This window comes from Mucilaginibacter gossypii (genome assembly GCF_017569325.2).
In the GTDB taxonomy this organism is placed as follows: domain Bacteria; phylum Bacteroidota; class Bacteroidia; order Sphingobacteriales; family Sphingobacteriaceae; genus Mucilaginibacter; species Mucilaginibacter gossypii.
The window spans coordinates 1,753,044-1,766,705 of sequence record NZ_CP071878.2 but is presented as its reverse complement, the minus strand read 5'-3'; the positions used below and the strand labels follow the sequence as shown (position 1 = coordinate 1,766,705).

General features: G+C 47.2%; 12 protein-coding genes. 7 read left to right on the top strand and 5 right to left on the bottom strand.

Annotated features, from left to right (window positions below):
• The first annotated feature begins 109 nt into the window (after positions 1-109).
• The 7 genes from J3L18_RS07440 (at position 110) to J3L18_RS07410 (ending at position 7,072) form a co-directional block, all read left to right on the top strand.
• Positions 110-472, top strand: a complete 363-nt coding sequence (locus J3L18_RS07440) for a transmembrane 220 family protein (protein WP_112653740.1) — start codon at positions 110-112, stop codon at positions 470-472.
• 36 nt (positions 473-508) lie between these two features.
• Positions 509-1,381: an EboA domain-containing protein gene (locus J3L18_RS07435; protein ID WP_189549379.1), complete on the top strand. Its 873-nt coding sequence runs from the start codon at positions 509-511 to the stop codon at positions 1,379-1,381.
• Positions 1,382-1,471: 90 nt separating this feature from the next.
• Positions 1,472-2,377 carry a TatD family hydrolase gene (locus tag J3L18_RS07430; RefSeq protein ID WP_223266247.1) on the top strand — a complete coding sequence of 302 codons (906 nt, stop codon included), beginning with the start codon at positions 1,472-1,474 and terminating at the stop codon, positions 2,375-2,377.
• Positions 2,378-2,385: 8 nt separating this feature from the next.
• Positions 2,386-3,270 carry a UbiA-like protein EboC gene (gene eboC / locus J3L18_RS07425; protein WP_223266246.1) on the top strand — a complete coding sequence of 295 codons (885 nt, stop codon included), beginning with the start codon at positions 2,386-2,388 and terminating at the stop codon, positions 3,268-3,270.
• A gap of 30 nt (positions 3,271-3,300) precedes the next feature.
• Positions 3,301-4,473 (top strand): 3-dehydroquinate synthase, encoded by a 1,173-nt coding sequence (locus J3L18_RS07420; protein WP_129570868.1) that lies wholly within the window; start codon positions 3,301-3,303, stop codon positions 4,471-4,473.
• A 21-nt stretch (positions 4,474-4,494) separates the two neighbouring features.
• Positions 4,495-5,706 (top strand): metabolite traffic protein EboE, encoded by a 1,212-nt coding sequence (gene eboE, locus J3L18_RS07415; RefSeq protein WP_129570867.1) that lies wholly within the window; start codon positions 4,495-4,497, stop codon positions 5,704-5,706.
• 13 nt (positions 5,707-5,719) lie between these two features.
• Positions 5,720-7,072: an alkaline phosphatase family protein gene (locus J3L18_RS07410; protein ID WP_129570866.1), complete on the top strand. Its 1,353-nt coding sequence runs from the start codon at positions 5,720-5,722 to the stop codon at positions 7,070-7,072.
• Positions 7,073-7,174: 102 nt separating this feature from the next.
• Here J3L18_RS07410 and J3L18_RS07405 read toward each other — a convergent pair whose 3' ends face one another.
• From J3L18_RS07405 to ppsA, 5 genes are all read right to left on the bottom strand, one after another.
• The gene (locus J3L18_RS07405) at positions 7,175-8,263 is read right to left on the bottom strand and encodes an MBL fold metallo-hydrolase (RefSeq protein WP_129570865.1); all 1,089 of its coding nucleotides are present in this window, start codon (positions 8,261-8,263) and stop codon (positions 7,175-7,177) included.
• Positions 8,264-8,685: 422 nt separating this feature from the next.
• Positions 8,686-8,919, bottom strand: a complete 234-nt coding sequence (locus J3L18_RS07400) for a hypothetical protein (RefSeq protein ID WP_090526116.1) — start codon at positions 8,917-8,919, stop codon at positions 8,686-8,688.
• A gap of 116 nt (positions 8,920-9,035) precedes the next feature.
• Entirely contained in the window at positions 9,036-9,410 is a 375-nt protein-coding gene (locus J3L18_RS07395; protein WP_112653748.1) for a DoxX family membrane protein, read from the bottom strand.
• A 45-nt stretch (positions 9,411-9,455) separates the two neighbouring features.
• On the bottom strand, positions 9,456-10,847 hold the full coding sequence (locus J3L18_RS07390) for an MATE family efflux transporter (RefSeq protein ID WP_129570864.1): 1,392 nt from the start codon (positions 10,845-10,847) through the stop codon (positions 9,456-9,458).
• A 175-nt stretch (positions 10,848-11,022) separates the two neighbouring features.
• Complete coding sequence (ppsA, locus tag J3L18_RS07385) at positions 11,023-13,659, bottom strand: phosphoenolpyruvate synthase (RefSeq protein ID WP_129570863.1); 2,637 nt, start codon at positions 13,657-13,659, stop codon at positions 11,023-11,025.
• Positions 13,660-13,662: the final 3 nt, after the last annotated feature.

The window sequence follows — 13,662 nt, the reverse complement described above, 5'->3', positions numbered from 1 at the left end:
CAAAAACATTGCCCATCTTCAAGTTGTCAAGCGTAAGAAAATTTATATTGATATATGAGCCTTAGATTACATTACATTTATTAATTTGCCTGGCTCCGATCTGTTCAATATGATTGCTATTATAAATATCATTTTCTGTCTTTCTTTCCTGGTTTTCGCTTACCTTAACCTGAACGATGTCGATCCGTGGCTTTGGGTACCAATCTACCTTAGTGCGGCGGTATGTTGCGGGCTGGTAGTTTTTCACTTGGTTTATCCGAGGTTGTATCTATGCCTGATCGCGATATACCTTGTTCACGCAGGCACCATTTATTTTTCTAAAGATGGTGTACGCGACTGGATAACGAAATATAACAGGCCAAGTTTGGTAGAAACGATGCAGGCAGACAAGCCTTATATAGAAAAAACGAGAGAGTTCTTTGGCCTGCTGATCATTGCCGGCGCATTGCTCATCAATTATATCGCGGCCTGAGCAACATGGCTCGGTCAACCCTGATGATTTGAAGATATGTTCACTTATGATATAGAAAAATTTAAGCCTCTGCTTACAGATCTCATTGCAAGACATGTAAGCCCGGATGCCAAAGACTGGCTGCTGGCCCAGGGGAATCACGCCGCATCTGCCGCAGCATTTAACGCTGCCTTCGCTGCTTTGCCGCGTAAGACGGGAAAAGCACCGGTCAATGCCGGTCCTGAAAATGAAGCCGATTTATCGGCTATCCGTAAAGATTTTTCGATCGCAGGATGGTCGGTTGACAGACTTGCCAGGGTATGGCTGTTGTTAACGCTTGATACCACCGATAAGGAGCGTTATCAACGCAATATCGAAAACCTATTTTTGGCTGCTGAAATGAACGAATTGGTGGCTTTATATTCGGCTTTGCCTCTGCTTGCTTACGCCCCGATATGGGTACAACGCTGTACGGAAGGTAACCGCAGCAACCTGGGCGTTGTGCTCGAAGCGATCATGTATCGCAACCCTTACCCTGCGGAAAACCTGCCCGAGCCGGCCTGGAACCAAATGGTGCTAAAGGCACTTTTCACCGAAAAAAAGCTGGAACTGATCACGGGATTGGACCAGCGTGCCAATGCCAGCCTTGCACATACATTGATCGATTACGCGCGAGAGCGCTGGTCAGCCGGCCGGAGTACAGATCCTATGCTATGGCGATTAGTAAGTCACTTTATGGATGAAGCGATACTGCAGGACATCAGGGAAGGATTACCGGGTTTAAGCGAACTTGAAAGGGAAGCGGTGGCATTAGCTATTGCCGAAAGTGGCTTTCAGCCAGCAAAAGAATTGTTGAAAGTTGATCCTTTAAAGATGGCGGCGGGCAGAAAAACGATTTGGAACGAATTTATTAACGATACAAAAAATTAATTTTGGGATATGTGTTGCAGCAATTTTGAAAACAGAGAGCAAATACCTGGCGAAAAACCAGAGTCATTTGACATAACCGCCGTAAAAGGTATGCGTTTTTTTGACCCGCATGTACATATGACATCCCGTACTACTGATGACTACCAGGCTATGGCTGATGCGGGCGTGGTTGGGCTGATAGAACCGGCTTTCTGGCTGGGACAGCCCCGGACGGGTATTGACAGCTTTCGCGATTATTACAGCAGTCTGGTTGGCTGGGAAAGATTTCGCTCATCGCAGTTTGGCATTAAACATTATTGCACCATAGGGCTTAACTCCCGCGAGGCAAACAATGAAAGCCTTGCAGAACAGGTGATGGAAATACTTCCGCTGTTTGCTTATAAAGAGGGAGTTGTGGGTATCGGTGAAATAGGTTTCGACGATCAAACCGCGGCTGAAGAAAAATATTACCGCTTGCAACTGGAACTGGCCAGGGAAGCCGGCCTGCCTGTACAGGTCCACACCCCGCACCGCGACAAGAAAAACGGCACACGCCGTAGTATGGACATCGCGATAGAACATGGCATCGATCCTTATAAGGTCATCATTGATCATAACAACGAGGAGACCGTTAAAGAGGTCCTTGACCGGGGTTTTTGGGCTGCATTCACGATTTATCCCTTCACCAAAATGGGTAATGAGCGCATGGTTGAAATCGCCAGACAATATGGCCCGGAGCGGATCATGGTCAATTCGGCTGCTGATTGGGGCATCAGTGATCCCCTGGCGGTGCCGAAAACCGCTGCACTAATGAAAATACGCGGTATCAGTGACAAAGATATCCAATTGATCACCTACGGTAACGCAATTACCGCTTTTGCCCAAAGCGGACAGCTCGATGAAACTGATTTCGCCACGGTGAGGAACGTTGATCAAAGCGTAAAATTTGAAGGTAACAGTATATTGCGAGGCGGCCAGCAACCGAGAATCGATAAATCATCCATCATCATTAGCTAATCGTGATCTTGAGGAAACTGTACATTTATCTTCAGCTCATGCGGCCCGCCAATATTGTTACTTCGGTCGCAGATATTCTGGCAGGGATCGCTATAGCCAGTGCCCCAGGTACTTTAACGGAAAGAGCCTGGCCAACGGCCCTCCTCCTTTGCCTTTCCACAGCTTGTCTCTACGGCGGCGGTATTGTTTTTAACGATATTTTCGATGTGGAGACTGATAAGATTGAACGGCCTGAAAGGGCCATCCCCTCAGGCAGGGTTAGTTTACCGGAAGCTTCAGTGCTCGGCACGTTGTTGTTAAGCGCAGGTATCCTATTGGCGTTTCTCGTTTCGGCGGCATCGGGTATGCTCGCGGCAGCTATCGCGCTCTGCGCGCTGCTCTACGACAAGTTTGGCAAGCATCATCCCTTTTTCGGGCCGCTTAATATGGGGATGTGCCGGGGATTAAACCTGTTGCTCGGAGTCAGCATCATACCGGATGCCCTCAACCATTGGTCAATGTTAGCATTGGTGCCTGTGGTTTACATATTCTCGATCACCCTGACCAGTCGTGGCGAAGTTCATGGGGGCAAAAGGAACAACTTGTATGTAGCGGCATTTTTGTACGCCGCGGTCATCGCCTTTATCAGCTACTTTTCGTACGTTAATAACCGGCTGCTATGGTCACTGCTTTTCATCTTACCCTTTACCTGGATGATATTCAAACCGCTGCTTATAGCTATAAGAGAGCCTATCGGCAAAAATATTGGTAATGCCGTAAAGGCCGGGGTGATCTCCCTGATATTGATGGACGCTTCGTGGTCTGCCACATTCAGCTCACTTACATTCGCCCTGATGATCGCCTGCCTCTTACCACTCTCCATGTGGCTGTCAAAAACCTTTGCAGTCACCTAATTAATTTCAATAACAATAGATCTTCCCCCGATGGAACATTTGCAACAGAACTTCAGCGTAAAATATAGTTATAACGTCTTTTTTACTTCGGCTTTATTCGCAAAGGACAATCCCCTTCTGAACGATTTTCTGACAAACGCTGCTACTTCAGGCGCGTTAAGGAAGATTCTTTTTGTGGTGGATCAGGGGGTTGCTGACGCCCATGGGGATTTATGCTCTGATATTAATTCCTATTTTCAGACGCATACTGCTGTTCAGCTGGTGCCCGAGATCTTGCTGATACACGGCGGCGAGTACGTAAAAAATGACGAACGCTATTTTGATATGATCCTCGAAGCGGTAAATAATTACGGTATAGACCGGCATTCATACATCGCCTCAATCGGTGGCGGGGCCGTATTGGATATGGCAGGTTATGCCGCTGCTGTAGCCCACCGGGGAGTAAAGCTTATCCGCATACCAACAACGGTGCTGTCTCAGAACGATTCAGGGATCGGGGTGAAGAACAGCATCAATTATTTCGGGAAAAAGAATTTTCTGGGCACATTCGCACCGCCTGCCGCTGTTTTTAATGATGACCAGTTTTTGACCACGCTGACCGACCGAGACTGGCGTTCCGGAATATCCGAAGCTATCAAAGTTGCCCTGATCAAAGACCCTGTTTTTTTCAACTGGATAGAACAGAACGCACCCGCCCTTGTGAGCCGCGACGCGACAGCAATGAATTACCTGATTTGGCGCTGCGCGCAGCTGCACATGCAGCACATTGCCGGCGCCGACCCCTTTGAAAGCGGCTCATCACGCCCTTTGGATTTCGGGCATTGGAGCGCGCACAAACTGGAATATCTTAGCGGTTTCGACGTTCGACATGGTGAAGCAGTAGCCATGGGGATAGCCCTGGATACGGTTTATTCCTGCCTTTGCGGCCGTTTAACCGTTGCGGACAGTGAGCGCGTGGTAAGCCTGATCCAAAACTTAGGTTTTGAAATCAGCCATGGGCTCTTAAAGATCAACGGAGATGACAGCCCATTATTGCAGGGCCTGGAGGAGTTTCGCGAGCATTTAGGCGGGGAGCTCACCATTACGTTACTCAATGCTATTGGCGAAGGTGCCGAGGTGCATGAAATTGATACCCAGCTTTTGAAACAAGCGAGTATTGAACTATACAACCGGCAATTCGAACTTCAGCAAACGCAAATTTAAACAATACAAACATCTGCCCTCATGAAAATAAATGCAGCGCACCTGACCTATTGTACGAATATCCATCCCGCGGAGAACTGGCCGGAAACTTTCGGGGCCCTGAAAAACCATTTCCCGGCAATCAGGGCTGCCCTTGCGGGGAAGGAACAAATGGGTATTGGCCTGCGCCTTTCTAATATGGCCAGCCTGGGTTTGCTGGCAGAGGAAGATAACTTAGCGGAGTTTAAACAATGGCTGTCTGATCATGATGCTTATGTTTTCACGATGAACGGTTTCCCCTATGGCGGTTTCCATAACACCGTAGTTAAGGACGAAGTGCATGCGCCGGATTGGACAACAGTTGAGCGCGTGGATTATACCTTACGCCTGTTTCATATATTGGGCGAATTACTTCCTGAAGGTTTGCAGGGAGGGATTTCAACCTCACCCTTAAGCTATAAACCATGGCATGCGGCCGGTGAGGCCAGGAACACTGCAAGGGCGATCGCCACGGAGAATATTTTAACAGTGATGGCTGCACTTTTTAAAATACACCGCTCGGCCGGGGTCCTGATGCACCTGGATATCGAACCCGAGCCGGATGGGTTCCTGGAATCAGGCCGGGAGTTTATAGATTGGTTTGAAAACGACCTGTTGCCGCGTGGTATTTTATTGTTGGGAGAACAGTTTGGCCTGTCTCCGGCTGATGCAGAAGAATCTGTCAAACAACACATTAACCTATGCTATGACGTTTGCCATTTTGCTATCGGCTATGAGGAACATGAGTGCGTCATTGATGAACTGGCCGCGAAAGGTATCCAGGCAGGCAAGATACAAATCAGTGCTGCCTTGAAGGCCCATCTTCCGGTGGATTTGGCAATGAGGGACGAGGTGACCGACGCGCTTGCCAGATTCAACGAGCCAACCTATCTGCACCAGGTGATCGCGAAAACCGCAAAGGGAGAATTGATCCGTTATCCGGATTTACCGGAAGCTCTGGCAGATAACCAGAACCCGGCAGTCAATGAATGGCGTGCGCACTTTCATGTGCCTGTTTTTGTTGAGGATATGGGTGTGGTGCAATCAACACAAAACGATATTGTCAGGGTGCTCAACAAATTCAGGAACGCTGCTTTTACACAACACCTGGAAGTGGAAACATATACCTGGAGTGTATTACCGGATGAGCTGAAAGCCCCCTTAACACAATCGATCATCCGGGAATTGGATTGGGTTAAAGCGCAAATATCATAAGAAAGAAGCCAATATGAATAAAACGGTAGTTATCGATGTAGTGGGTTTATCCACGTCTCTGATCGGCGAGCATACGCCATTTCTTAAATCTTACATCAAAGACAGACATTTGACGCATATAACGCCTGTATTGCCTGCTGTTACCACCGCCATGCAGTCCGCCTACGTCACCGGCAAATTTCCTGTTGACAATGGCATTGTAGGTAATGGGTGGTATGACCGCGCGGATTGTGAAGTAAAATTCTGGAAGCAGTCAAACAAACTCGTTGAAGGACAGAAAATATGGGAAAAGGCCAAGAGCGAAGATCCATCTTTCACGAGCTCGATAATGTTTTGGTGGTACAATATGTACTCCTCGGCGGATTACTCCGTGACGCCCAGGCCAAACTACCTTGCCGACGGACGAAAAATACCGGATTGTTACTCGGAGCCCGCCGACCTGCGTGACCACCTTCAGGCGAAGTTGGGGCAGTTTCCGCTTTTTCAGTTTTGGGGGCCCGGCGCCAATATCAAATCAAGCCGTTGGATAGCTGACGCTGCAATGGAAACAGATACGCTGCATGACCCGACGCTAACACTGATATACCTGCCTCATCTGGACTATTGCCTGCAAAAATTCGGTCCGGATTTACCAATTATTGCCAAAGACCTGAATGATATTGATAAAATTATCGAAGATCTGGTTTCGTTTTACAGGAAAAAAGATGCCGAGATCATTATCCTTTCCGAATATGGTATCTCCCCGGTGGACCGCCCGGTTCATTTAAACCGGGTATTGAGGCAAAACGGCTTGTTAGGCATCAGGATTGAGCGTGGACTGGAGATACTTGACCCTGGCGCTTCAAAAGCCTTTTCGGTAGCTGATCACCAATTGGCACATGTCTACATCAACGATGCGAGCGTAACGGCAAAGGTCAAAGCGCTGCTTGAAGCCGTACCTGGTGTTGAAAGGGTGCTTACCCGGGAAGAGCAGGCCGCGTATCACATCGACCATCCCCGGGCCGGAGACCTCGTCCTGATCGCTGATGAGAGAAGCTGGTTCACTTATTACTTTTGGCTGGATGACGCGCTTGCCCCGGATTACGCGCGCGTAGTTGACATCCATAAAAAACCGGGTTATGATCCTGTTGAGATGTTTATGAGTTCAAAGCTCCGCGCCGGCTACAAATTGCTTCGCAAAAAGGCGGGTTTCAGGTATGTAATGGATGTCATTCCCCTGGATGCCGCCCTGATTAAAGGCTCTCATGGCCGGGTGGATGTACCGTCAGAATATCAGCCGGTGATCATTACCGATAACCCATTGGAAAAACAGGACCTGATAGCGACCGACATTCATGATATCATCTGGAGGCACCTGAAAAATTGATTAGCTAAGCTGGCCTTGTATACTGATTGCCGGTTGTTCAAATGGTTATCCTGCCATCCGACATGATCCTTCTTAGTTAACTGTTCAATATCACAAAAGCAGTTATTCAAAATTCCACCACGCAGCCTGTTTGATGGGGCCGCCTAAAGTGTAAGGCTCCCCAATACGCGGAACGTTTAGTTCGACACCCAACTCCTTTGCTGCAGGCACAAGCCTCTTTATCGGTTCGTTCCAGGGCTGGTTAGCTTCAATAAACTTAGCCCAGTGAATAGGCTGTAACAAACGGGCATGCAGGTCAGCAGCAGCCTGTGCGGGTTGCCCTAACCACAGGTGCGTCCATGGCCAATTGGGGCTATACTGCCCGCATTCCAAAAACGCCAGATCAAATGGCCCAAATTGCTGGCCTATTTGTTTAAAATGCGGACCGTACCCGCTATCGCCACTGTAAAACAGCCTATAATTGCCAATCTGAAAAACGTAAGAGGCCCATAATGTTTTATTCTCATTCTTATACGTACGATTGCTGCGATGTTGGGCTGGGGTGGCGGTAATCCGAATACCACCGGACAACGTAATCGATTCGTTCCAATTAAGTTCGATGATCTTTTTAGGGTCAAACCCCCAGTATACCAGATCAGCGCCTACTCCCATCGGCACGATAGCCATTTTAATACGATCTTTTAATTTTTTCAAAGTTCGATAATCCAGATGATCGTAGTGATCATGAGAAATGATCAGCGCATCTATTTGAGGCATATCATCGGCGTGATAATGCTTTGTACCCGGGAATGCGGTAATCAATCCGGGCACCGGTCCGGCATGATTGCTAAAAACCGGATCAATGAGCATATTAAACTGCCCGCTTTTTATAAGTAAAGATGAATGTCCAAACCAAACGATCGTAGGTGCAGGAGCAGCTAATGAATTCAGATCGGTTTTAATCCACGGAAGTGCATGAGATGGCCTGATGGTTTCAGGACGTCTGCTCAGAAAAAGAAATTTACGTTTGACCGTAGAATCGGAAAGTTCAGCCAAATTTATAAAAGCTCCATTTTTATAATTTGGTAAAGAATCTAACCGGGTAAGTTCTTCGCCATCCGGATTTTTACCCAAAGATTTGACTACGCCGCAACCGTCGACCGTCAATAATAACAGCGCAGCTAACACAATTCCCAAACACGCTCTTTTCATGCACTAAATGATGAATGTAACGCTTAAAAACAACATTTATTTTATCGATGCGTAATCTGTCTTCCCGCCACCAAAGATGTATGGGTTGGATTCAGCTCGATTTGGTCAGAGAATCACATCCACAACTCATTTAGATCTATATTTGAAATATAATCCTCCCAGGAAAATGATAGCAAGGGCTCCCTGGCTGCCATATTCCCGCAATTTGAGATGGCCGTTCCGAATTTTATTTCAAAAACACAGCAAAAAGACGGATGTTAAGACCGGTAAGGTCCTGATGCGCGCCGGTCAATGTGTGCGAGCTACGTTGTTGGACATTGACTGCCGGGTGAAGTTTATCACGGGAGCACGGCAGACTCAGAAACGACTCCAATAAAACTTTACTCCACCTCAATCCAAACTAACCGGATCCCCAGGAACTTCTAATCTTCCCGATTTTTAATTACAAGGTTATCTACGCTGAGATTACCAACATGGAGGTTTCTGATTACAGCTTTTTTAACCATGATTCGGCTAATCACCAATGCGCCTATAGCAATCGCGCCAATAGCCATAGATCCCAATGCTAACACAGCGATTGCTGATGCTCCGGTTGCAGAAGCGCCTGTTACCCCGACACAGTTTGTTTTGCCCGTTTCTTTTTCAAAAAGTTTCATATGATTTTTAATAAAGTCTCTCAACTACGTAACACCACTTGCCTATAATCATTTGTAATTTCCAATTCACCGGACGGTTATTATTTAGTTGCGGAATAGCCAGACTATGCCATCCGCTACCGGATCATGTGAAAATATTTCTCCCTGTTTTCAAATAGCACCCAGATGAGCACCGCCCAAAGCACAAGCACCATCGGTATTCCCGAAGATAAAGAAATAACAGTTAACAATATGCCAACCATAACGGGAAAAATGATTACCGCGCCTAAAGCCCTGAAACGGGGAATAATCACCAGGATCCCCCCGATAATTTCGGCAATACCGATGAGGGGCATCAGCCATTTGATCTGCATAATTGCGCCAAACATGGCCATGGCATTTGGCGGCATGTCTTTAGGTACAGGCATGTAATTTAAAAACTTGTTCAGGCCTGCATTGATAAACATCAGCCCGAATAACAGGCATGCAATAAATAAGATTTTCTTTTTCATTACTTTATGTGATTTAATTGTTTTTTAGCAATTCAATGAATGGCCTTACACCTTCACCTTTTTCCAGTTCCCTTTTTTGAAGTAATACCAGGAAACCAGGGCTAAAAGCGCCTCGGCCGCAGGTACCGCTGCTATGGCGCCTGCCGAATGCAACCCTAAGCCTTTGGCGAGTAAGTAAGCTAAAGGGACCTGAAAAAGCCAAAAGCACCCAAAATTGATCCATGTAGGCGTTTTGGTGTCGCCGGCTCCGTTTAAGGCCTGGCTCATGACCATGGCTATAGCATAAAAAATAAATCCAGAACCGATAATCCGGAGTGCCGTAGTGCCAAAGTTCAAAATAACCGGTTCGGTTGTAAAAATGCTGATGATGGGACGAGCGAAGAACAGGAACAGCAGCATTACGAAACTCATCAATACAGCATTATATCGCGCCGTAAGCAGCACACTTTGAGCTGCCCTGTCAACATGGCCTGCACCTAAGTTTTGCCCTACCAGGGTTGCCGCAGCATTACTTAACCCCCAGCATGGTAAAATAAAGAAAACAAAATTCCGGAAAGCGATCTGGTAACCGGCTGAAGCTGCTGTACCGCCGGTTTCAGCAACCAACCGCGTCAAGATGATCCAACTGCCGCTTGCAATGATAAATTGAAAGGTTGCCGGCCAGGCTACAGCGATGATGGTTTTTACCACAGCGGGATCCCAATTAAAGTGAGCACTGCGAAACTTCAGAATGCCGCTGCCTTTAAACAGGTGATATACCTGGAAGGTCACCCCGCAGCTCCTTCCAATTACGGTGGCCATGGCAGCGCCCTTCAACCCAAAAAAGTGGATGAAAACCGGGCAGAGAATTATGTTGATAATGCTTGCAATCCAAAGGCTTTTCATCGCCATAGCGGCGTCACCCGCGCCGCGAAAAATTCCGTTGATCAGAAACAACAGGATAATAATAAGGCTGCTGCCCAGCATGATCCGGGTAAAAATAGCTCCGTCCCTCACCACTTCTTCGCTTGCACCCATTAGCTTTAAGATCTCAGGTGCATATAAAACACCAGCCATGCTTACTATTATAGTTGTAATCAGGCAGATTACCAACGCCTGGGCTCCTGCATGTGCCGCGGCTTCCGGTTTTTTTTCACCAATCCTTCGCGCTACGATTGCCGTGGCCGCGGTGCTTAAGCCAATAGCGATGGAATAGACAATGGTGATCACCGACTCCGTTAAACCTACCGTGGCTATAGCGTTTTGCCCAAGTTTACCTACAAAGAACATATCTACCACCGCAAAAACGCTTTCCAGGCTTAATTCCAGGATCATTGGGATAGCCAGTAAAAAGATGGCTTTCGGGATACTGCCTTGGGTATAATCCTGCTGCTCGCCATTAAGAGAAAGCTTAATGGCGTTCCAAAGCTTTGAGCTTGTGATTTGTATTGTACTCATTGTTATTTGCTTGTTTAAAAATCCTGTACGGTTGCCGGTTTACTTTGTTGTTTTTCGTAACTCGATCCATATTGATTATAAACTTAATCAACGATACAAAGATGGGATACACGCCGGTGTTTCGCAGTGTGCAAAAGCGACAACCCCGGGGGTAATTCGCGACAAGATTATATCTTTACACCTCCACTTCGCTCATAATCTCCACGTACCCTGCGGTTCCATGCACACGGATGCGCTGACCGTCTTTAATCAGTTTGGTTGCATTTTCCACGCCAACAACCGCCGGCAAACCGTACTCACGGGCTATTACCGCGCCATGTGTCATTAGTCCGCCAACTTCTGTAACCAGTCCTTTGATGGCTAAGAATAAAGGCGTCCAGCTTGGGTCGGTAAAGGTTGTAACCAGGATATCGCCATCTTCCAGATCAGCACCTTCTACGTTTAGCACCACGCGTGCGCGCCCTTCAACTATGCCGGAAGAAACGGCGAGGCCGGCCAGAGCCCCTACCGGGATATTTTCACGGCTGTAATGACCGGTTATCACCTCACCTTCAGAAGTAATAACTCGTGGCGGTGTCAGCTTTTCATAAAATTGATAATCCGTTTTGCGCTGGTCAATAAGCTGGTAATCCACTTTTCCGGTTCGCACCACCTCCTGCAGCTCTTCAAAATAAAGATAATAGCTATCTTTTTCATCACGAAGCACACCGGCTTTTACAAGACGTTCGGCCTCCTGAAGCAAACCCTGTTTATAGATAAAGTACCTGCTCACAATATCGTATTTCGGGTATTCGCGGTAGCCTATAAAATTCCGCAACAGGTCAATCATCTGCTTCGTTTCCCGGGCTTTTTCTTCACCGTAGGGCAATTGTTTCAGGCGCAACATTAAGTCTTGTTCTTTTTCTAAGGCTGCCTGCTTCCCCTGCTTAAATCTTCGGGTGCTCTCCCCTGGTTCGAGGTTTTTGATATTACTCAAGATCATCGGAACCAGCGCACCTGGATTTTCCCTCCATCGGGCACGGGTAATATCGATCTCGCCGGCGCAACGCATACCATACTTGTTAAGATAAGCGTTGATGGCGTCGCGTACCTGCCATCCGGCCTCCAACTGGCATAACCCATTCAATAAATTATCCTGTTTTGCCCCCTGCAGATAGGCGACGACCTCCGGATAGGGACGGATCACATCCGCCAGGTCCAAAAGTTCAAGGCCCATTTCTGAGGTAATGTTGTTTGGAACAGAAAGCGACAGAACATCTGCTGCGTTGATTTCACCAAGCCACTCTTTCATCTTGTCATTGATCCAGGCCGAAGCATGGATGGCCGCCATGATCACGTTCAGATTTTTCTTTTCTAAAGACAGCTGCCTCCGCTGCTCCATATCATTGAGGATGTAAGCAAATACATCGGGTCCTGTTTTTATCCGGATGTTATCTTTCAATGCTGATACCGACCTTTCGCTGCTGCTGATGAGATCGGCCACAATCCCGGTATCGGCTCCCGCTTCCGCAAGTATATCCGCCGCCGACATCCCGTGATGACCTTTAACCTGTCCGGGAATATTGGCTTCAGGGCCCTCTTTTATAAAGTTTCGATCGATTACAGTCATCAGCGCATCTTTTATCAACGGATCTGAATGCCCTAACACATTCAACAGATTTTCCCTGCCCGCCGGCGAAGCGAGGCCCTTCGAGATATCAACAAATAACCTTCCGCCAGCCATTTTGAATATCGCACGGTTTCCGGTTAACATCCAAACGGATATGCCGAGTGGTTTAAATGCGTCAGTCATCATTTGTTGATGTCCTACAGATACATAAACCCGGTTCTCCAGGTCGTCTGCCGCTGGCACAGGATATAATGTGGTGATTGGCCGGCTTTGTACAACATAGAATTTATTGTCACTTAAACACCATTCAATATCCTGGGAATGGCCGAAATGTGCCTCGATCATCCTGCCGGTTTGTTCGAGTTGTAAAATTTGCTCGTCAGTTAGTGCTTGCTTATGTTGTTGCTCCGGCCCTATCTCTTTTTGCTCAGTACCGCCATTTTTAATGATCTCAATAGCAATCCTTTTCTCCGAAATCTTCTTTTCAATAATTCTTGAAGCACGGACCTGGTAATTATCGGCGTTAACCAAACCAGAAACCAGTGCTTCCCCCAAGCCGAAGCTCGCATCTATCGAGCTCACTTTCCTGTTACCAGTAACAGGATGGGCCGTAAATAGCACGCCGGCTACCTTTGCAACTACCATTTGCTGTATAATAACAGCCAGGTAAACCTTGCGGTGGTCAAAGCCATTCTGAAGCCGGTAGATGATGGCACGTTCTGTAAAAAGAGATGCCCAACATTTGCTGATATGTTTTAAAATAGCGGTTTCGCCGATAACGTTCAGGTAGGTATCCTGTTGTCCGGCGAACGACGCGGTGGCTAAGTCCTCCGCTGTCGCACTTGAACGAACGGCGTAAGCATAATCACCACCATATTGGTCCATACGCGCAACGATCTGGCTTTTCAGTTCCTGAGAAAGAGCTATCGATTCTATTAGTGTTCTGATCTTTTTGCTCATTTCATTGATCTCGTTCCTTTGGTTTTCGGTTAGCAATGCTAACTGCTCCTGCAGTGAGTTAAACTCCTGATCGTTCCCAACAGTTTCTTTAAAAGCTTCAGTAGTTATACAAAAACCGTCAGGCACATTAAGCGCCTTAATCGTGTATAATTCTGCCAGATTTGCCCCCTTGCCCCCGATTAATCTATTAAACGTTTTATCGGCCTTTTTTAAATCAACAATGTATAAACTTCTGTTTTTCATTAT

Coding starts and splice junctions, on each gene's coding strand:
- J3L18_RS07440 (WP_112653740.1), top strand. CDS start 110: ATGATTGCTATTATAAATATCATTTTCTGTCTTTCTTTCCTGGTTTTC.
- J3L18_RS07435 (WP_189549379.1), top strand. CDS start 509: ATGTTCACTTATGATATAGAAAAATTTAAGCCTCTGCTTACAGATCTC.
- J3L18_RS07430 (WP_223266247.1), top strand. CDS start 1,472: ATGCGTTTTTTTGACCCGCATGTACATATGACATCCCGTACTACTGAT.
- J3L18_RS07420 (WP_129570868.1), top strand. CDS start 3,301: ATGGAACATTTGCAACAGAACTTCAGCGTAAAATATAGTTATAACGTC.
- eboE (WP_129570867.1), top strand. CDS start 4,495: ATGAAAATAAATGCAGCGCACCTGACCTATTGTACGAATATCCATCCC.
- J3L18_RS07410 (WP_129570866.1), top strand. CDS start 5,720: ATGAATAAAACGGTAGTTATCGATGTAGTGGGTTTATCCACGTCTCTG.
- J3L18_RS07405 (WP_129570865.1), bottom strand. CDS start 8,263: ATGAAAAGAGCGTGTTTGGGAATTGTGTTAGCTGCGCTGTTATTATTG.
- J3L18_RS07400 (WP_090526116.1), bottom strand. CDS start 8,919: ATGAAACTTTTTGAAAAAGAAACGGGCAAAACAAACTGTGTCGGGGTA.
- J3L18_RS07395 (WP_112653748.1), bottom strand. CDS start 9,410: ATGAAAAAGAAAATCTTATTTATTGCATGCCTGTTATTCGGGCTGATG.
- J3L18_RS07390 (WP_129570864.1), bottom strand. CDS start 10,847: ATGAGTACAATACAAATCACAAGCTCAAAGCTTTGGAACGCCATTAAG.
- ppsA (WP_129570863.1), bottom strand. CDS start 13,659: ATGAAAAACAGAAGTTTATACATTGTTGATTTAAAAAAGGCCGATAAA.